Below are 18,312 nucleotides of genomic sequence, written 5' to 3'. Positions count from 1 at the left end.
GCACTGGGTGCGCCGGCGGGCATCAACGTGTCGTGTACGGCTACACGCTGCGCTGATCCATGGTGAACGTGCGCGGACCGCTGGAGGACGGCGTGCTGGTGACCGCACCGTTGGCCCCGACGACGTAGTAGCCGTCGTATGCCGTGATGGTGAAGGTCTGACCGTTCTTGGTGTTGTTGGTGGTAATGGTCGACCCGTTGTAACTCACGGTGCCATTCGTCGGCTGCGTGACGACATAGGTCAGCGAATCGCCGTCGTCATCGCTTCCGGAAACACTGGTCCACGAGGTATATGTGCCGAGCAGGTTGCTGCCGTACCACCGGACGCCGCCACCCATCGTGGGTGCACTGTTGACCGCATAGATCGACACCGACACCGAGTACGTGGTGCTGCCACCGAACGCGTCGTTGACCGTCGCCGAGAAGGAGTCCGCGACAGCAGTGCCCGAGGCACCGATCTTCGCCGCACCGTGGTAGTACGAGTACGACTTGTCGATCGTGTAGGAGAACGTGCCGTTGGAGTTGATCACCACGGTGCCGCCATTGGTCGTCGAGAACGACCCCGACGTGTAGGTGACCGCGTCGCTGTCGGAGTCGGTCGCCGTCAGCGTGCCCGTGGTGGTCTGCTTCAAGGTGCCGAGCCCCAGCACCCGGTTGTCATCGAGGCCCGTGCTGGTGATGGTCGTGGTGCTGCCCGCCGGGTTGGCGTTGGACACCGTCGGCGCGACGCTCACCGTCGCGATGGTCACCGATTTACCCGAGGCGTCGGTGGCCGTGATGGTGAACGAGTCGTCCGGGGTCTGGGTGTGACCGGTCACCGTGCGGGTGTAGGTGAACGTGCCGTCGGCGTTCTTGACCACCGACCCCTTCGCACCCTGGCTGCCGACCGTGAACGTCAGCAGCGACGAGTCGTTGGCCGGAACGTTCAGCGTCACCTGGGTCACACCGGTCGAGGTATTGGTCACCGTGGCGGGCGAGGGCGTGCTGAGCCCGCTGAGGCTGACGGTCGCCGTCGACGTGCCGCCGTGGCCGTCATCGACGAGCACCTGGAACGTATCCGTCGTCTTACCCGCCGTCGGGACGTAGGTGAACGAGCTGCCGTTGATCTGGACGATGCCGCCGTTGCTGCCCTTCACCGACCCGTTGGTCGCACCGACCAGCGAGTAGGTCAGCGAGTCGCTGTCGTCATCGGAACCGCTGATGGTGCCACGCACCACCCCCAGTGCGTCGGTGTTCTTGCCGCCCACCGACACACTCGAATCCGGCGTGCTGTTGAGCTTCTCGATCGGGATGGAGAAGCTCAACGTGTTCGAGCCGCCGAACTGATCGCTCGCTGCGATCGTGAACGTGTCACCGGGGGCACCCGGCACCGCCGCGTTGTGCCAGTAGGAATCCTCGCCACCGAAGATCGTGTTCTTGAGCTTCTTCGGTGAGGTGTAGGTGAACGTGCCATCCGAGGAGACGGTCACCGACCCACCGTTGGCGGTGCCGTACGTGCCCCCCGCGAAGGTGACGGCGTCCCCGTCGGCATCGGTCGCGTTGATGGTGCCCGTGGTGGTCTGCTGCCGGTTGATACCGATATCCACCGTGTTCAACGACGACGTGCTGACCGTCACGCCGTTGGCCGTCGGCGCACTGTTCGGAATCGACGGTGCCACATTGACGGTCGCGATCGTCACCGTCTTACCGTCGGCGGTGGTGCCGACGATGGTGAACGAGTCCGCCGGGGTGACGGTATGACCCAGCCCCGCGGTGCGGGTGTAGGTGTAGGTGCCGTCGGCATTGCGGACGACGGTGCCCTTGGTGCCCTGGCTTCCGACACTGAAGGTCAGCAGGCTGGCATCGGCCCCCGGCACGTTCAGCGTGACGTTCTGCACACCGGAGGACGGGTTGGTGAGGGTGACCGGGGACGGGGTGGACAGGCCACTGAGGCTGACCGTCGCGGTCGACGTGCCGCCGTGCCCGTCGGCGACGAGCACCTGGAACGTATCGGTCGTCTTACCCGCCGTCGGAATGTAGGTGTACGAGCTGCCCGACACCGTGATGATGCCGCCGTTGCTGCCCTTCACCGACCCGTTGGTCGCACCGACCAGGGTGTAGGTCAGCGAGTCGTCATCGTCATCGGAACCGTTCAGCGTGCCGCGCACGACGCCCAGGGCATCGGTCGAGTTGTTCTTGGTCGGCACGCTCGCCGACGGGGCGCTGTTGAGCTGCTCGATGGGGATCGAGATGGTAAGGGTGCTGTGGGCGCCGAAGCTGTCGGTGACGGTGACGTTGAAGGTGTCGTTGAGCGCGTTACCCGTCGCCCCGTCAGCCGACGCACCGTGGTAATAGCCGTAGGTCTTGCCGATCGTGTAGGTGAAGGTGCCGTCGTCCCGGAACGTCACCGTGCCACCGTTACTCGTGCCGATCAACTGGCTGCCCAACACCCCACCCAGGACCGAGACGGCATCGCCATCGGCGTCGGCGGGGGTCACCTTGCCGTTGCTCGACTGCCAGTACACGCCGAGCACGTTGGTCACCGAGGAGCTGGTGATGGTGGTGGTGCCCGCGGTGGGTGCGGCGTTGCTGATGATCGGGGTGACCGTGACGGTCCCGACCTTGATCTGCAGACCGTAGGCCGTGCCCATCACGTCGAAGGTGTCATCGGTGCCACCGACATGTCCGACTGCGGTACGCGTGTAGGTGTAACTGGTGCCGTTGAAGGTGACGGTGCCGTAGTCGGCGCCGCTGGCGGTGTAGTTGGTGAACAGCGCGTTGTTCGAGGCCGAGCCCAGGCTCACCGAGCCGGTGGTGACACCCGCGGTGGTGTTGGTCTTGGTGATGTTCACGTTGTCCAGTGACGGGGTGGGAGCGATGATCGCGCCCAGGCCCACCAGAACATCGGTGGTGCCACCGTGACCGTCACTGACCGTGACGCTGAACGAGTCGTAATAGCCCAGCGATCCACCGAGTTTCGGGATGTAGGTGTAGCTGCCGTCGGAATCGACATGGGCGATGCCGCCCGCGCCGGTGTACGAGGTGGAGGTGTCGGCACCCGTCGCGCCCGTGATCGAGTAAGTGAATGAGTCGCCGTCGACATCGACAACTCCGGTGATCTTTCCGCGGACGATGCCGTTGCTGTCGGCGATGATGTTGGACGCCACCCCACCGAACGGCGCGTGGTTCACCACGGTCGCCAGGTGAACCTGGAAGGTCGTGGTGTCGAAGGAGAGCACGTTGCCATCCGACGCCGTGAGCGTGACCAGATCGGTCAACCCGGACGACAGACGCGGGGTGTACGGCGTGTAGGTGAACGTGTAGGTGCCGTCGGCGGCCGGTGTCGTATCGACGTGTACCGAGCCGAGAAGTCCGGCACCGGTGAAGGTCAGCGAGTCACCGTTGGGATCATGCGCCTTGAACGTGCCGGTCAGCACTCCGGTGTCGGTGTTGGAGTTGGTGATGGTCGGGGTGCTGTCGAACACCGGGGCCAGATTCGTGGTCGGGATGGTGACCGTGACCAGCACATCGGTGGTCCCGCCGTGCAGATCGTCGACGGTGATGGTGAAGGAATCGGTCTTGGCGGCATCCGAGGCGCCCACCACGCTGGCGGCGGCACGGGCGTCCGCGCTCGCGAAGTAGGTGTAGTCACCGGTCAGTGCGCTGACGACGACGGTGCCCTTGCTGGTGGTGATCGCTATCGGCGAGTAGGAGTGCACGATGTCGTCGTCGGAATCGACGTTGATCTTGCCGGTCACCGTGCCGAGAACCGTGCTGCTGCCGGTGTTCTCATAGCTCGCGACGGGGACCTGGTTCACATCGTTGGCCAGGTTGACCGTGAAGGTTTTCGACGCCGAGAGCAGACCCGGATCCCAGGCCGTGATGGTCACCAGGTCGGTGAGGTTCAGGCCGGCTGCGGCGTGCGGGAGGTACGGCGTGTAGGTGAACGTGTACCAACCGTTTTCGTCCGGCGTCTCGGCGACGTCGACGGTGCCCAGCACCCCGAGCCCCGTGAAGCTGAGCGCGTCCCCGTCGGGGTCGTGCGCCTGGAACGTGCCGGTCAGCACACCGGTGGTGTGGTTGGTGTTGGTGATGCTCGGCGCGGTGTCGAAGACCGGGGCCTGGTTGCCGAGGATCGGGCTGCCGTCGTAGTGGAAACTCACTTCGTACTCGACGTCGTTACCGTCGGGCGCGATCGGATGTGCCAGGGCGCCGAGGCCGTCGTTGATGGTCACCTTGAACGTGACGTCCGCGCCGTTGACCAGACCGCTCGGTGACGGCACATAGGTGAACGTGCCGTCCAGACCCATCACGATGAGTCCCTCGCTGGGCTGCTGGTTGACACCGACCGTGTAGATCAGCGGATCGCCGTCGGGATCGGTGCTGGTGAGCTTGTACGTGCCCGGCAGCGGACCGGCGGAGATGATCGGGGTGCCGGGCAGGTGGTTGGTGGCCAGCCGCTCGTAGCGCGTGTAGGCCGCGGCCAGGAACAGGTAGACCGGCACGGTCAACGGCGTCGGTGCGCCGTTGAACAGGGTCGCCTGCAGCAGGGTTTGCAGCGTGACCACGTAACCGGCGGCGACCTGCGACGGGGCCAGGATCGGGTTGTCCGGGTAGGCCGGGAAGAACTTGTCAACGGCCTTCGCGAACTGCTCGATGAAGGCGGCGAACGGCCGGAAGGCCGGGATATCCGGTGGCGCCGGCACGAGGTCGGCCAGCGACGAGGCGGCCACCGCACCCGAGACCGGCGTGGCGGCGGCGCTGAACAACGAGGTCTTGGCGGCCGAGGTGCCGGAGCCGGATTCGACCTCGGCCACCACCGGCGCGGCCACCCCCGGTGTGGTGTCCGACTTGGGAACTGTGGGCGTCTCGACGACGGGGGTCGTGACGACCGGTGTCTCGACGGTGGAGGTTTCCGTCGTGCTGGTCCCCGTGCCCGTCGTTCCTGTGGTTGCGGGGACCTCAGGGGTTTCGCCTGTGCTGGGGGTCGAGGTGCCCGTGCTGGGGGTCGAGGTGCCGGTCGAGGACGTCGAGGAGCTGGAGGTGCTCGACGAGGAGGTCGAGGTCCCCGACGTCGAGGTGTGCGCGCCGCCGGAACTGCTCACCGTGGTCGTCGGCCCACCGTTGGTGGACGTCGTGGTCGAGGAGCCGGTCGACCCGCTGGTGGTCGTCTCCTCTTTGGTGGTGCCGGTGGTGGTCGAGCCGGTGGTCGTGCTGCCACCCGTGCTGCCACCGGTGGTGCCCGTACTTCCGGTGGTCTCCTCCGTCGTGGAACCGGTGCCGGTACTGGTCGTCGAACCTGTGCCGGTGGTGCCGGTCGTCGAGCCGGTGCCGGTCGACGCGCCGGTCGTGCCCGACGGGGAATCCCCGCTGGGGGCCTTGGCGTCGCCGGTGTCCGCGGAGGCGATCGCGGGAGCGGCGGCTGCGACGGAAAGTCCGAGAAATGCAGCGACTGCGAACTCGCTAGCACGCTTCCTCGTCTTCGCTGAACGCTTGCGATGTGTCGCCACCCGTGTTCCTTCCGGCCGCCCACCGTGATGTCGCCTCGACAGCGGCATACCCAGCGGGTTCTTAATTGACTGCCGGGAAAGTTAACACGAGCGTCAATACAAAGTCAGCTTTTCCTGAGAAAAATATGTGTGGCGTCGCGGCACCCCGTCCTGCAACACGTTCTTGTTGCTGAAGTGACGACTGTGTGTAAACCAGCAATGAGACGTGCGCACCGCTATCGGGCCGACATCAGCCTTTCGACGTACTTCGCGATGACGTCGACTTCGAGATTCACCGGGGTGCCCACGGCCGCTCTGCCGAGCGTGGTCAATGCCAACGTGGTGGGGATGAGCGACACCTCGAACCAGTCCCCCGTCGCTTCGCTCGCCCCGGTCCCCAGACCCGACACCGTCAACGAGATTCCGTCGACCGTGATGGAGCCCTTCTCCACCACATACCGGGACAGTTCGGACGGCAGTGCGATACGCACCACCTCCCAGTGCTCGGACGGCGATCGTGAGATCACCCGGCCGGTGCCGTCGACATGGCCCTGCACGATATGGCCGCCGAGGCGGCTGTTGACGGCGGCGGCGCGCTCCAGGTTCACGTGACTTCCGACACCGATGGCGCCCAGGCTCGACCGGTTCAGGGTCTCGGCCATCACATCGGCGGTGAACGCACCGTCGGGCCGCACCTCCACCACGGTCAGGCACACCCCGTTGACGGCGATCGAGTCACCGTGACCAGCATCGGAGGTGACGACCGGCCCCTTGATGACCAGACGAGCCGAATCGGTGAGATTGTCGATATCGATGATCTCGCCGAGTTCCTCGACGATTCCGGTGAACATGGGTACCAGGTTAGTGGGGTGCGATCGGTGTAGAACCGGGCCGTCCCGGCCGCACCTATACGATGCTGGGTATGCAGACGCGCCAACGCCGTGCCAGCCATTTCCGTTTCCTGATCCCCTTCCTGGCCGTAGTCCTGGCCGCGCTGGGACTCGTCGGGTGCTCGTCCTCACCGAAGGCCAACAACGCGCCACTCCCCGACGCCACGACGCTGCTGAAGCAGTCCGCCGACACCACCCGCGCCCAGACGAGTGCGCACGTGGTGCTGACGACGACCGGGGACATCAAGTCACTCCCGATCACCATCCTCACCGGTGACATGACCCTCAAGCCCGCGGTCGCCGCGCAGGGCAAGGCCGACATCATGTTCCTCGGCCAGAAGCTGTCCGACGTCAAGTTCGTGGTCTCCGACGGCAACCTGTACGGGGCCATCACCGCCGGTGGCGCGATGGAGAACTTCGGGCCCGCCGCCGACATCTACGACATCTCGACGATCCTGAGCCCGGAGAACGGGCTGGCCAACATCCTGAGCACCTTTGCCGATGCCAAGGCCGAGGGCCGTGAGTCGGTCAACGGCGCCGACGCCGTGAAGATCACCGGGACCGTGCCCGCGGACGCCATGAACAAGATCGCACCGGCACTGAAGGTCACCGGACCGATCCCCGGCACCGCCTGGATCCGCGAGGACGGCGACCACCAGCTGCAGCAGGTCAAGTTCGACATCGCCGAGGGCAAGAGCATTCAGATGACGCTGTCGGACTGGGGTAAGACCGTCACCGTCGACAAACCCGCCGCCTGATGCCGGCCCGCACCAACCGCAGCCTCGCGATCGGCGCGGGCGGCTTGGCGGTTCTGCTCGGAGCGCTCGACACCTACGTCGTCATCGCGGTGATCCGCGACATCATGGCGGCCCCACCCGCGGGTATCGGCATCCCGCTGAACCAGATCCAGCAGGTCACCCCGATCATCACCGGGTACCTGTTGGGCTATATCGCCGCGATGCCGCTGCTGGGCCGGGCCTCGGACCGGTTCGGCCGCAAGCTGCTGCTACAGGCCAGTCTGATCGGCTTCGCCGTCGGGTCGGTGGTCACCGCGCTGTCCACCGACCTGACCATGCTGGTCATCGGCCGTGTCATCCAGGGCACCGCCAGCGGCGCACTGTTGCCGGTGACCCTCGCCCTGGCCGCCGATCTGTGGTCGGCCCGTAACCGGGCCACCGTGCTCGGCGGGATCGGCGCCGCCCAGGAACTGGGCAGCGTGCTCGGTCCGCTCTACGGTCTGGCCGTGGTGTGGGCGCTGAGCACGTGGCGCGATGTGTTCTGGATCAACGTGCCCCTGGTCCTCATCGCGATGGTGCTGATCCATTTCAGCCTGCCGGCGCGGGACCGCAGCAAAGAGCCCGAGAAGATCGACGTGGTCGGCGGCGTGCTGCTGGCCGTCGCGCTGGGCCTCGCCGTCGTCGGTATGTACAACCAGTCCCCCGACGGCAAGCAGGTGCTGCCCAGCTACGGGCCGCCCGTCCTGATCGCCGCCCTGGCGGTGGCCGTCGGCTTCTTCGTCTGGGAGAAGTTCGCCAAGACCCGGCTGATCGAACCGGCGGGAGTGCACTTCCGCCCGTTCCTGGCCGCCCTCGGTGCCTCGTTGTGCGCCGGCGCCGCCCTGATGGTCACCCTCGTTAACGTCGAACTGTTCGGCCAGGGCGTGCTGGGCAAGAGCCAGGACGAAGCGGTGTTCCTGCTGCTGTGGTTCCTCGGCGCCCTGCCCATCGGCGCCCTGATCGGCGGCTGGGTGGCCACCCGGATCGGCGACCGCTCGGTGGGGTTCGTGGGTCTGGTCATCGCCGCGTTCGCCTATTGGCTGGTGTCACACTGGGACACCAATGTGCTGTCCGCACATCATGATCTGGGCTTCGTCGCGCTCCCGACATTCGGCACCGATCTCGCATTGGCCGGCCTCGGACTCGGTCTGGTGATCGGTCCGCTGACCTCGGCAACCCTGCGAGTGGTGCCCGCCGCCGAACACGGGATCGCTTCGGCTGCAGTGGTTGTCGCCCGGATGATCGGCATGCTCATCGGCATCGCCGCGCTGAGCGCCTGGGGCCTCTACAAGTTCAACCAGTACCTGCAGGAGCGACTGGCCGCGTTGCCGGCGCCGAAAGCCGATACGCCCGGCGGCATCCTCATCGCGCAGGGCGCGCGCCTGGGACAGGCGACCAGAGAGGCGTACACCATGCAGTACGCCAGCATCTTCCTGATCACCGCGGTCGTGTGTGTGGTGGGTGCGGCGTTCGCACTTTTCGTCAGTGGCCGCAACGAGCATGCCGATCAGGTCGAAACCGGTTCGGAATCAAGCGAACCGGTGGCCGACGCGCCGCGGCACGCCAAGTAGGTCAGCAGCGCTCGACGCCGCGCCGCATGGCCTTGGGCTTGTGGCGCGGCGGCGCTGCCGGCGTGGTGGCACGGAGCGCGCCCGAAACGAATGACCGCACGCTGCGCTGGGCCCATGGGGCGATACCGAGCCAGTCCTGCAGGGCAGTCATGGTCTCCGTCCTTGTTCACACTCTGCGCGTCTCGGCGATGACAGTGCTTTGCCAAAATTGTACCGGCGTGCCGATTTTCACGGGGGCCGCGACCCGGCAACTGTGCCGTCACTCACACGGCGAACGTCAGGAACCCCGGGGAACCAGGCTCAGTCGTACGTCGGGACCGATCGTGTCGACGCCGTCGAACCGCCAGCGCTGGGCCCCCGCGATGCTGAGCACGCCGACATCGTCGACGGCGGTGATCGGTCCACCCAGCAGGATCGGCGCCACATAGGCCAGGATCCGGTCGATCACCCCGGCCCGCAGGAACGCCCCCGCCAGCGTCGGTCCGCCCTCCACCAGCACCGCGGTCCGGTCCGATAATGCCCGCATGACCTCGTGGGGATCACGGGTCCGGATCACCATGGTGTGCGAATCATCGTTGAGCACATTGGCTTCCGGTGAGATCTCACGCTCGCCGACCACCACACGCAGCGGCTGGTTCTCGGCCAGGGTGCCGTCGGGCAGCCGTGCGGTGAGGGTCGGATCGTCGATGTACACGGTGCCGGTGCCCACCACGATGGCGTCCACCGCCGCGCGGTGCCGGTGCACATCCAGTCGCGCGGCCGCACTGGTGATCCATTGGCTGCTGCCGTCGGCGGCCGCACTGCGCCCGTCCACGCTCGTCGCGAATTTCCATGTCACGTGCGGCATTCCGGTGCGTTGCTTGTGCAGCCACTCACGCAGCGGGCCGGCGGCGACCTCGGCCTCGTGCACACCGCCGACGACCTCGACACCGGCCGCACCGAGGCGCTGGGCACCACCGGCCGCCTCGGGGTTGGGATCGCCGACCGAGTACACCACCCGGGCCACACCGGAGGCCAGCAGAGCGTCCACGCACGGCGGGGTTCGCCCGTGGTGGTTGCACGGCTCGAGGGTGACCACCGCGGTACCGCCGCGGGCGCGCTCCCCCGCTCCCCGCAGCGCCACCACCTCCGCGTGCGCACCGCCTGGCGGTTCGGTGGCACCGATACCGGCCACCTGCCCGTCTGCGTCCAGGATCACCGCGCCCACTGGAGGATTCGGGTACGTGTTCCCCTTCACCTGCTCGGAGCACTCGATGGCCTGGCGCATGACGGCCCCGAACGTCATAGGGTCAGATGACCCGACGCCGCTGCCGCCTGGGCGCGCAACCGCCGCACCGCCTCCGCGGGATCGTCGGCGTTGTACACCGCCGAACCGGCCACGAAACAGTCCACACCCGCCTCGGCGGCGGCCTCGATGGTGTCGGCGTTGATCCCGCCGTCGATCTCCACCACGATCCGCAGCTCCCCGGCATCCACGAGACGGCGCACGATGCCGACCTTGGTCAGTACCTCGGGGATGAAGCTCTGTCCACCGAAGCCCGGTTCCACCGACATGACCAGCAGCGTGTCGAAATCGCGCAGGATCTCCAGGTAGGGGTCGATCGGGGTGCCCGGCTTCACGCTCAGTCCGGCCTTCGCACCCGCCGCGCGGATATCGCGGGCCACCGCGACCGGATTGTCGGTCGCCTCGGCGTGGAAGGTGACGTTATAGGCACCCGCCTCGGCGTAGGGCGGGGCCCAGCGCTCGGGGTTGTCGATCATCAGATGGCAGTCCATCGGGATATCGGTCACCTTGAGCAGGCTCTCCACCACGGGAAGGCCCAGCGTCAGGTTCGGGACGAAATGGTTGTCCATCACGTCGACGTGCAGCCAGTCCGCACCGGCCACCGCGGCGACTTCGTCGGCCAGCCGGGCGAAATCGGCGGACAGAATGGACGGCGCGATGAGCGGGGCTGGGGCGAGCGACGCGACGGGAGATGGGCCTGCCATGCCGGTTAGCGTACTGGTCAGGATTCGTTCACCCGCAACGCAGCCGCGAACATCGCGTCGGTGCCGTGCCGGTGCGGCCACAGCTGTACGTACGGCCCGTCGCCCAGGCGGTCCACCCCTTCGAACAGTTCGCGGGTGTCCAGCGCCTGCACGGGCCGGCGGCGCAGTGCGTCGGCGACCACGCCCACCGTTTCGGCCAGGTGCGGTGAGCAGGTGGCGTACAGCACCACCCCGCCCGGACGGGTCAAGGTGATCGCCGCGGCCAGCAGTTCCTTCTGCAGCTTGCCCAACGCGGGCACATCCCCGGGTTGACGGCGCCACCTCGCCTCGGGCCGGCGCCGCAGCGCGCCCAGCCCGGTGCATGGTGCATCCACCAGCACGCGGTCGAAGCTGCCGGGTTCCAGCCCGGATTCGCGGCCGTCGACGCGCAGCACGCGCACGCCCAGGCCGACGGTGTTGTGCTCGACCAGCTCGGCGCGGTGCGGCGTGGGTTCGACCGCCGTCACCGTGGCATGGTCGCCCGCGAGCGCCGCGAGCAGTGCCGTCTTACCGCCGGGCCCGGAACACAGATCCAGCCAGCGACCGCCGTCCTCGCCCTCCAGCGGGGCCAGGGTCAGCGCGCGGGCCACCAGCTGTGAGCCCTCGTCCTGAACCTGGGCGGCGCGGTCGCGCAGCGCCGTCAGCTCACCCGGGTCGCCGCCGGTCAGATACACCGCGTACGGCGAGTACCGGCCCACGGTGCCGCCCACCTGAGCCGCCAACTCGGCGGCGGTGAGCATCCCGGGCCGGGCCGCCAGGTGCACGACGGGTCGCGCATCGTCACTGGCCAGCAACTCGTCCAATTCCCCGGCGTCGGCGCCGAGCGCATCGACGAACGCCTGGGCCACCCAGCGGGGATGGGCGTGCACCAGGGCGGCGTGGCCCACCGGATCCGACGCCGCCGGCGGGGCGATCTCGGCCAACCAGGACTGCTCATCGCGTTCGGAGATGGTGCGCAGCACACCGTTGACGAAACCGGCTCGCGCCGTGTCGAATTCGATGCCGGCCTGATCGACGGTGGTGTCCAGCGCAGCATGCGCGTCAACCCGGGTGCGCAGCAGCTGATAGGTACCCAGGCGCAGCAGATCCAGCAGCACCGGGTCGATCTGGTCGACCGGCCGACCGGCCGCGGCGACGATCACGGCGTCGAGCAGGCCGCGGGTCCGGCACGTGCCGTAGGTGAGTTCGGTGGCGAACGCCGCGTCACGGCCGGTGAGCCCGCGCTCGCGCAGCAGGGCCGGCAGGGCGAGGTTGGCGTACGCGTCGCGTTCGCTGACCGCGCGCAGCACATCGAAGGCGGCCCGCCGGGCCGCGTCCAGCGGCTTGCGCGGCGGACCCTTGCGTTGCTTGGGCTTGTTCTGGTCGTGGTACCGGCTCATTGTGCGCGCGTCTCCTCGTCGAGCCGAGCACCGCGTGCCCAGTCAGCAGCCTTCATCGGTTTCTTTCCGGGCGGCTGAATCCAGCTGAGCCGCAATGCATGTGATCCGCTGCCAACCCACACATCGCGGCGGCCCACCTCGAACTGTCCGGGGGCGAGGGGCTCACCCTGTCGGTCCTGGTCCACGGTCACCGGCCCGACCTTGAGCCGGGTGTCCCCGATCGTGGTCCAGGCGCCCGGGTTGGGTGTCACGGCCCGGATCCGGCGGTCCACGGCGTGGGCCGGTAGCTCCCAGCGCACCCGGGCCTCTTCGACGGTGATCTTGGGCGCCACGGTGATTCCGTCAGCCGGCTGCGGCTTGGGCACCAGCGTGGCGTCGGCGATCCCGTCCATGGTGGCTTCCAGCAGGCCAGCGCCGGAGACGGCGAGACGGTCGAGCAGGTCGCCCGCCGTATCGGTCGGCCGGATGGTCTCGGTCACCACCCCGTACACCGGTCCGGAATCCAGCGCCGGTTCGATCAGGAACGTGGTGGCCCCGGTCACCGTGTCACCGGCGGCGATCGCGGCCTGTACCGGCGCGGCGCCGCGCCAGGCCGGAAGCAGCGAGAAGTGCAGATTGATCCAGCCGTGGGTGGGCACCGCGAGCAGTTCGTCGCGCAGCAGGGCACCGTAGGCCACGACCGCACACGCCTCCGGCGCGAATTCGGCCAGCTCCGATACGAATTCACCGGTGTTGGGCTTGGCCGGTTTCAGGACGGGGATACCGTGTTCGGCCGCCAGCTGCGCCACCGGCGACGGTGCCGGGGTACCGCGCCGCCCGGCCGCCGCATCCGGGCGGGTCAGCACGGCGACCACCTCATGACGAGGTGAGTCGATGAGCTTCCGCAGCGACGGTAGCGCGGGTTCCGGAGTACCGGCGAAGACGAGACGCACCGAGACAGTCTAGGGCCCGCTAGCGCGGCGCCTGATAGAACTCCCGCTCGCTCACCCCGGCCAGCGGCGCGACGAACATCCACGGCATGGTGGCGATCAGCCGATTCACGGTGGCCACCGCATCGTTGTAGTACTGCCGGGCGAAGGCCAGCTTGTTCTCGGTGTCGGTGAGATTGCGCTGCAGATCCAGGAAATTGCTCGACGAGTTGAGCTGCGGGTAACTCTGCCCGAGCGCGAGCACCTGACCGACCGCGTCGTCCAGGTGCCGCTCGGCGGCGCTGCGCTGGGTCACCGAGGTTCCGGTGGTGGCCGCGGTCAGTTCGGCGCGCGCATCCGTCACGTGGTCGAGGATCGCCTTCTCATGGGCGGCGAACGACCCGACGGTGTGCACCAGGCTGGGGATCAGGGCGGCCCGCCGGGTCAGCTCGACATCGATACCGGACAGCGCCTCGGCCACCCGGATATCCGCACCGCGCAGCTTGTTGTAACCCGTCACGAATCCGATCAGCACCGCCACCGCGAGCAGCAGCACCAAGATCAGCAGGAATCTCACCATGTTTTCCTCACCACGAGCCTCCTCCACCGCCACCGCCGCCGCCACCCCCGCTGGAGCTGCTGCTACTGCTGCCACTCGAGGAGGACGATGACTGCGATGCGGTGTACGCACCGATCGACGACGACAACGCCGATTCGAAACTGTCGAAATTCGGTCCAGATGAGCCGGAGAACGATGCCGAGTCACGCGTCGAATTCGACGACGAGTGATACCAATCCGGCTGCGGGGCAACCGCTCCCGTCGCCGTCTGATACTTCTGCGCCCACAGCGCCGCGACTCCGGCGGCCACCGCGAACGGCACGTAGGCGGTGTAGAGATCCTTGCGGGCCGCAAAGTCGAAACGGGTCTCGGCCGAGTCCGTGGCCAGCAGGCGGTGAAAGCCACCGGCCTGCGACCACAGTTGACGCCCGGCCTCGGTGCGCCGGGTGCCGACACCGGCGGACCACGAACGCACCGACAGCAGGAAGAACACCACGAACGGCAACGCCCACAGCGTGATCGGGAAACCCCACCGGAAGAAACCACACACCATCAGGATCGCCGCGACCGCGTTGGCCGCGCGTACCCACAGTTCCTTCCGGCGTGCGACCACCAGACCGTCCTCGGTCGCCCATTCGCGGACGGCTTCGGCCATATCGGTCTTGGCCTTGCTGAGCTTCTTACCCGCCGTCGCCGTCTTCTTGGCCTCGAACTCGGTGCCCTGCCCGATGACTTTGAGCGCCGAACCGACCGCCACGCTGACCTGGTCCACGTCGGCCCAATCGGCGGGCTTGGCGATACCGGTCACGTTCCACTGCTTCTCGTTGACCTGGCGCAGATCCACCAGCTTGCGCTCGGCCAGATAGAACAGCGTCGCCGTCAGACCGTCTTTCGGGACGGCCTCGGTGCGGATGTACTCGCACTGCACCGGCCCCAGGCCGGGCGGGGGCGCGTACTGCAGCGGAAATCCCGGCGCGGGCTCCACCGTGGTGCGGTGGGCCCACACCGCGGCCGCACCGGCGAGCACCGACAACCCGATCAGCACGACCACGCGGACCGGCGACTGCCCGAGCACCCGGTCGTACTGGTAGGGCCACAGCAGTTGGGTGCGCGCCGGGGTGGGCATGTCGATACCGGCACGCAGGGTGACCGGGGTGCGGGGCTGCAATCCGGTGGCCCGCAGCGTCACCGTGTCACCGCGCACCGTCAGATCGGTGCACTCGCGGCCGGCACCGAAGCCCACCGAGCACTGGGCACCGACGACATTCGCCGGCAGCGTCACCGTGATGTTCACCCGGTGGATGATGTTGTTCCAGGACGGCGCGATCACGTTCCAGTAAAAGGCGGTCTCGGCCAGGGCTCGGCCGGTCGTCGACGCGAAACGCTTGTCCGCGCCCACCTTTCCCGGGTCCAGAACCCCGTCGATGTGGTAGCGGATCTCGAAAACATGCCTGCCCCAGTCCAGGGTGACGTCCGGCGAGCCGATCTTGGCCACCCGGAACCGCTCGCCGTCCTCCCACAGCATCCGGTACGGCGCGGGCTCGCCGTCCATCAGGATCGACTCGATCTGCGGCACCTGGCGCACCCGGGGGCTGTTGGGGTTGGCGACGTCCCAGTAGCGGAAGATGCCGTGCCGGCCACTGGGGAACTCGCCGGTGATGGTCTCCACCGCATCGAGCCGGCCGGCGGCGTCCACCGTGTAGGAGGCGGTGTAGTCGGCGATCTCCACCGGGTCGTCGACGGTGGTCGCGGAGCCCGCGCCGCCGCTGAAGATCACCGGCCACAGGAAGCCAAACGTGATGAGCACCAACAGGATCGACCATCGGAACAGTCGCCCCATACCCACCTCCTGTGCATTGGCTGTGCCCTACCTTATGTGGCGTGCGCCGTTTTGCCCATACAGCCGGCCCGACCGGCGCAGCCGGGTACCGGCCGAGTCAGTGGTGGAATACCAGAAACGGTGCGCCGCCGAAAGGCTGCTGGAGCTGGGCCGCATGGTCGGCGGCCGGCCCCGGCGTCGCGACGATCTCCGCGTGCCCGACGTGCTGGGTCACGTCCACTTCCGCGTCGGCCGCAGGTGCGACGCCGATCATCACCGCTGCGGCGGTCATGACGAGTACTCCGATGTACGTGATCTTCATGATGTTCCTTTGTTCGAGTGGTGTGGTTGCGGGTCTGGGGTGAGCGGTACTCAGAACGCCTGATCGACGAATCCGCCGGAGGTATCCACCTCGTCCTGGTTGTCCACCTGGTAGGTGGGCACGGTGGAGGTGGTCGGGTTGGTGCCGTATGTCGTACCGGGATCGACTCCCACGCCGCCGGCGGGTGCGAGCGCGATCGCCACGGCCGCGGCCACGGGTGCCAGCATTGCCATCGTTGCCTTCTTACTGCGAATCATCTCTGGTTCCTCCTATATCGGTTGTGCGGTAGCGATATTCACGATTCGCCGATATCGAGGGCCGCAGTAGTGGTCCGGTCCCTGTCGGTTCACAACCTCTGGTTGTGACTGACCGCGCCGATGCGAGCTCATCCATCCGCGGTGTCGCGCCTTGTGCTTTCATCGAGTGCATGGCTTTGAGTTCGCGCATGCCAAACCTCGCCGAATTCGAGGTTCTGGTGGCCATCGCCGAAACGGGCAGCCTCGGCGCGGCGGCCCGCAAGATCGGGTTGACCCAGCAGGCCGTGTCGGCCCGGCTGGCGTCGATGGAGGCGCAGACCGGTGTGAAGCTCGCGGTCCGCACACCGCGTGGTTCACAGCTGACGCCACCCGGTGTGGTCGTGGCCGAATGGGCCCGTCAACTGCTCGACGTCGCCGCGCACGTGGATGCCGGATTGGCTTCGCTGCGCGCGGAGTCCCGTAGCCGTATCAAGATCTCAGCCAGCCAGACGGTCGCCGAGCAGTTGCTGCCGCGCTGGCTGGTGTCACTGCGCGCCGCGGCGGTACGAAGCGGGGCACCCGCTCCCGAGGTGACGTTGACCGCCACCAACAGCGATCACGCCATCGCCGATGTCACCGGGGGCGCGGCCGACGTCGGGTTCGTCGAGAGTCCCGCCGTGCCCTCCGGAGTGCGCACCCGGGTGGTCGCCCGCGATGAGCTGGTGGTCGTGGTCGCCGCCGGCCACACATGGGCTCGGCGGACCCGGGCGATCACCCCGACCGAGCTGGCGCAGACCCCGCTGATCTGCCGTGAGGCGGGATCGGGCACCCGGGACTCGCTCATCGCGGCCTTTCAGCGGGCCGGCTACGACCCCACCGACCAGGTGACTCCCCTGATGGAGCTGTCCTCGGCGGCTGCCGTTCGCGCGGCGGTACTGGCCAGCCAGGTACCCGCGGTGATGAGCCGGCTCACGGTGGCCGACGATCTCGCCTTCGGACGGCTACGTGAGGTGTCCATCCCCGAGCTGGATCTGCGCCGGGACCTTCGGGCCATCTGGATCGGTGGACGCACGCCCCCGGCCGGTGCGGTTCGCGATCTCCTCGGCCATATCGGCACCATGCAGACCTGAGTCCGGTCGTCCCACAAACGTCATTTGTGGGTCCACAAGGCCGGCGCCGGTACCGCCGGCCGCTGCGCGATCCGAGGATGAAGACGTGGTGCTCGACGGCACCACGCGACCAGCACGGCAGTGCAGTCGCCGACTTCGCATCGAAGGAGCCACAATCATGCATCCGACGCACTTCCGGTGGACGGTCATCGGAGCCGGACCGGCCGGGATCGCCACGGTTGGCCGCCTGATCGACAGCGGTATTGCACCTGACGAAATCGCCTGGGTGGACCCGGAATTCGCCGTCGGCGATTTCGGGGTCAAATGGTCCGTCGTCTCGAGCAACACCCGGGTGAGTGGCTTCACGCACTTCTTGGAAGCCAGCTCGGCATTCCAGTTCCGGCAGGGCCCCGATTTCGCGATCCGGGGATTCGATCCGCGACAGACGTGTTCGCTCGGCGCCGTCGCCGAGCCGCTGCAGTGGATCACCGGCCGGCTGGCCGAGCGGGTCGTCACCGTCAAGGCCACCGCCACCCGCCTGGAGTTACATCAGCGGCGCTGGGCGGTGCACACCGAGGGGTCGGTCCTCACCTCGGACAATGTGGTGCTGGCCATCGGGTCCGACGCGCGCAGCCTGGATTACCCAGGCGTCCGGGAGATTCCGCTCGAGGTGGCCGTGGACGTGCACAAGCTGGGCGCAGAGCCGCTCGAGGGTGCGACGGTCGCGGTGTTCGGCTCATCGCATTCGACCATGCTGGTGTTGCCCAATCTGTTGCGCCAACCGGTGGCCAAGATCGTCAACTTCTACCAGCATCCCCTCCGGTACGCCGTCGAGTTCGGCGACTGGACACTGTTCGACGACACCGGGTTGAAAGGCCATGCGGCCCAATGGGCCCGGGAGAATCTCGACGGGCAGCTGCCCGAGCGACTGGAGCGTTGCCACGTCGGCGACCCGCGGTTCGACGAGTTGTTGGGCCGCTGCGATCAGGTGGTCTACACCGTGGGGTTCGAGCCTCGGCGGATCGACGCGCCGCAGTGGGGACCGCTGCAACACAACGCGTCCAACGGCATCATCGCGCCGGGACTGTTCGGTATCGGTATCGCCTTTCCGGGTTACCGGGTGGACCCCACCGGATTCGGTGAACACCGGGTCGGTCTGGAGAAGTTCATCGAACAACTCGACGCGTGCCTGCCCATCTGGTTGCGCTACGGCGCCTGACGGTGACCAGCACGCATGCGGCAGTAGGC

General features: G+C 67.5%; 16 protein-coding genes. 5 read left to right on the top strand and 11 right to left on the bottom strand.

Going from position 1 to position 18,312, the window contains the following annotated elements:
• Window positions 1-40: 40 nt before the first annotated feature.
• Window positions 41-4,798 (bottom strand): Ig-like domain-containing protein, encoded by a 4,758-nt coding sequence (locus FHU31_RS14330; protein ID WP_167159260.1) that lies wholly within the window; start codon window positions 4,796-4,798, stop codon window positions 41-43.
• On the opposite strand from FHU31_RS14330, the gene FHU31_RS32045 reads away from it, so the two are divergent.
• Window positions 4,728-5,516: a hypothetical protein gene (locus FHU31_RS32045; RefSeq protein WP_167159258.1), complete on the top strand. Its 789-nt coding sequence runs from the start codon at window positions 4,728-4,730 to the stop codon at window positions 5,514-5,516. The genes FHU31_RS14330 and FHU31_RS32045 overlap by 71 nt on opposite strands.
• 187 nt (window positions 5,517-5,703) lie before the next feature.
• Here FHU31_RS32045 and FHU31_RS14320 read toward each other — a convergent pair whose 3' ends face one another.
• Entirely contained in the window at window positions 5,704-6,318 is a 615-nt protein-coding gene (locus FHU31_RS14320; protein WP_167159256.1) for a riboflavin synthase, read from the bottom strand.
• Between the two features lie 71 nt (window positions 6,319-6,389).
• Between FHU31_RS14320 and FHU31_RS14315 the strand changes: the two genes are divergently transcribed.
• Window positions 6,390-7,115: an LppX_LprAFG lipoprotein gene (locus tag FHU31_RS14315; protein WP_167159254.1), complete on the top strand. Its 726-nt coding sequence runs from the start codon at window positions 6,390-6,392 to the stop codon at window positions 7,113-7,115.
• On the top strand, window positions 7,115-8,704 hold the full coding sequence (locus FHU31_RS14310) for an MFS transporter (protein ID WP_167159252.1): 1,590 nt from the start codon (window positions 7,115-7,117) through the stop codon (window positions 8,702-8,704). Before FHU31_RS14315 ends, FHU31_RS14310 begins: the two co-directional genes overlap by 1 nt.
• A gap of 1 nt (window position 8,705) precedes the next feature.
• Here FHU31_RS14310 and FHU31_RS14305 read toward each other — a convergent pair whose 3' ends face one another.
• From FHU31_RS14305 to FHU31_RS14265, 9 genes are all read right to left on the bottom strand, one after another.
• Window positions 8,706-8,855 carry a hypothetical protein gene (locus FHU31_RS14305; protein ID WP_167159250.1) on the bottom strand — a complete coding sequence of 50 codons (150 nt, stop codon included), beginning with the start codon at window positions 8,853-8,855 and terminating at the stop codon, window positions 8,706-8,708.
• Between the two features lie 126 nt (window positions 8,856-8,981).
• On the bottom strand, window positions 8,982-9,989 hold the full coding sequence (gene ribD / locus FHU31_RS14300; RefSeq protein WP_167159249.1) for a bifunctional diaminohydroxyphosphoribosylaminopyrimidine deaminase/5-amino-6-(5-phosphoribosylamino)uracil reductase RibD: 1,008 nt from the start codon (window positions 9,987-9,989) through the stop codon (window positions 8,982-8,984).
• Window positions 9,986-10,693, bottom strand: coding sequence for a ribulose-phosphate 3-epimerase (gene rpe / locus FHU31_RS14295; RefSeq protein ID WP_167159247.1), 708 nt, complete (start codon window positions 10,691-10,693; stop codon window positions 9,986-9,988). The genes ribD and rpe overlap by 4 nt, the downstream gene beginning before the upstream one ends.
• A gap of 17 nt (window positions 10,694-10,710) precedes the next feature.
• Window positions 10,711-12,111, bottom strand: a complete 1,401-nt coding sequence (locus tag FHU31_RS14290; protein WP_167159245.1) for an RsmB/NOP family class I SAM-dependent RNA methyltransferase — start codon at window positions 12,109-12,111, stop codon at window positions 10,711-10,713.
• Complete coding sequence (gene fmt / locus FHU31_RS14285; RefSeq protein WP_167159243.1) at window positions 12,108-13,043, bottom strand: methionyl-tRNA formyltransferase; 936 nt, start codon at window positions 13,041-13,043, stop codon at window positions 12,108-12,110. The genes FHU31_RS14290 and fmt overlap by 4 nt, the downstream gene beginning before the upstream one ends.
• 19 nt (window positions 13,044-13,062) lie before the next feature.
• Complete coding sequence (locus FHU31_RS14280) at window positions 13,063-13,599, bottom strand: LemA family protein (protein ID WP_167159241.1); 537 nt, start codon at window positions 13,597-13,599, stop codon at window positions 13,063-13,065.
• Window positions 13,600-13,606: 7 nt separating this feature from the next.
• Window positions 13,607-15,418 carry a DUF2207 domain-containing protein gene (locus FHU31_RS14275; RefSeq protein WP_167159239.1) on the bottom strand — a complete coding sequence of 604 codons (1,812 nt, stop codon included), beginning with the start codon at window positions 15,416-15,418 and terminating at the stop codon, window positions 13,607-13,609.
• A 97-nt stretch (window positions 15,419-15,515) separates the two neighbouring features.
• Window positions 15,516-15,719 carry a hypothetical protein gene (locus FHU31_RS14270; RefSeq protein WP_167154310.1) on the bottom strand — a complete coding sequence of 68 codons (204 nt, stop codon included), beginning with the start codon at window positions 15,717-15,719 and terminating at the stop codon, window positions 15,516-15,518.
• Between the two features lie 50 nt (window positions 15,720-15,769).
• Window positions 15,770-15,952: a hypothetical protein gene (locus tag FHU31_RS14265; protein WP_167159237.1), complete on the bottom strand. Its 183-nt coding sequence runs from the start codon at window positions 15,950-15,952 to the stop codon at window positions 15,770-15,772.
• 194 nt (window positions 15,953-16,146) lie between these two features.
• Here FHU31_RS14265 and FHU31_RS14260 point away from each other — a divergent pair, with 194 nt between their 5' ends.
• Both FHU31_RS14260 and FHU31_RS14255 read left to right on the top strand, forming a co-directional pair.
• Window positions 16,147-17,085, top strand: coding sequence for a LysR family transcriptional regulator (locus tag FHU31_RS14260; RefSeq protein ID WP_167159235.1), 939 nt, complete (start codon window positions 16,147-16,149; stop codon window positions 17,083-17,085).
• Between the two features lie 157 nt (window positions 17,086-17,242).
• Window positions 17,243-18,283 (top strand): FAD-dependent oxidoreductase, encoded by a 1,041-nt coding sequence (locus tag FHU31_RS14255; protein WP_167159233.1) that lies wholly within the window; start codon window positions 17,243-17,245, stop codon window positions 18,281-18,283.
• Window positions 18,284-18,312 lie beyond the last annotated feature (29 nt).

Origin of the sequence: Mycolicibacterium fluoranthenivorans (assembly GCF_011758805.1) — a bacterium.
Lineage (GTDB): Bacteria > Actinomycetota > Actinomycetes > Mycobacteriales > Mycobacteriaceae > Mycobacterium > Mycobacterium fluoranthenivorans.
The sequence above is the reverse complement of the archived record's forward strand: the minus strand, read 5'-3'. Positions and strand labels throughout refer to the sequence as shown.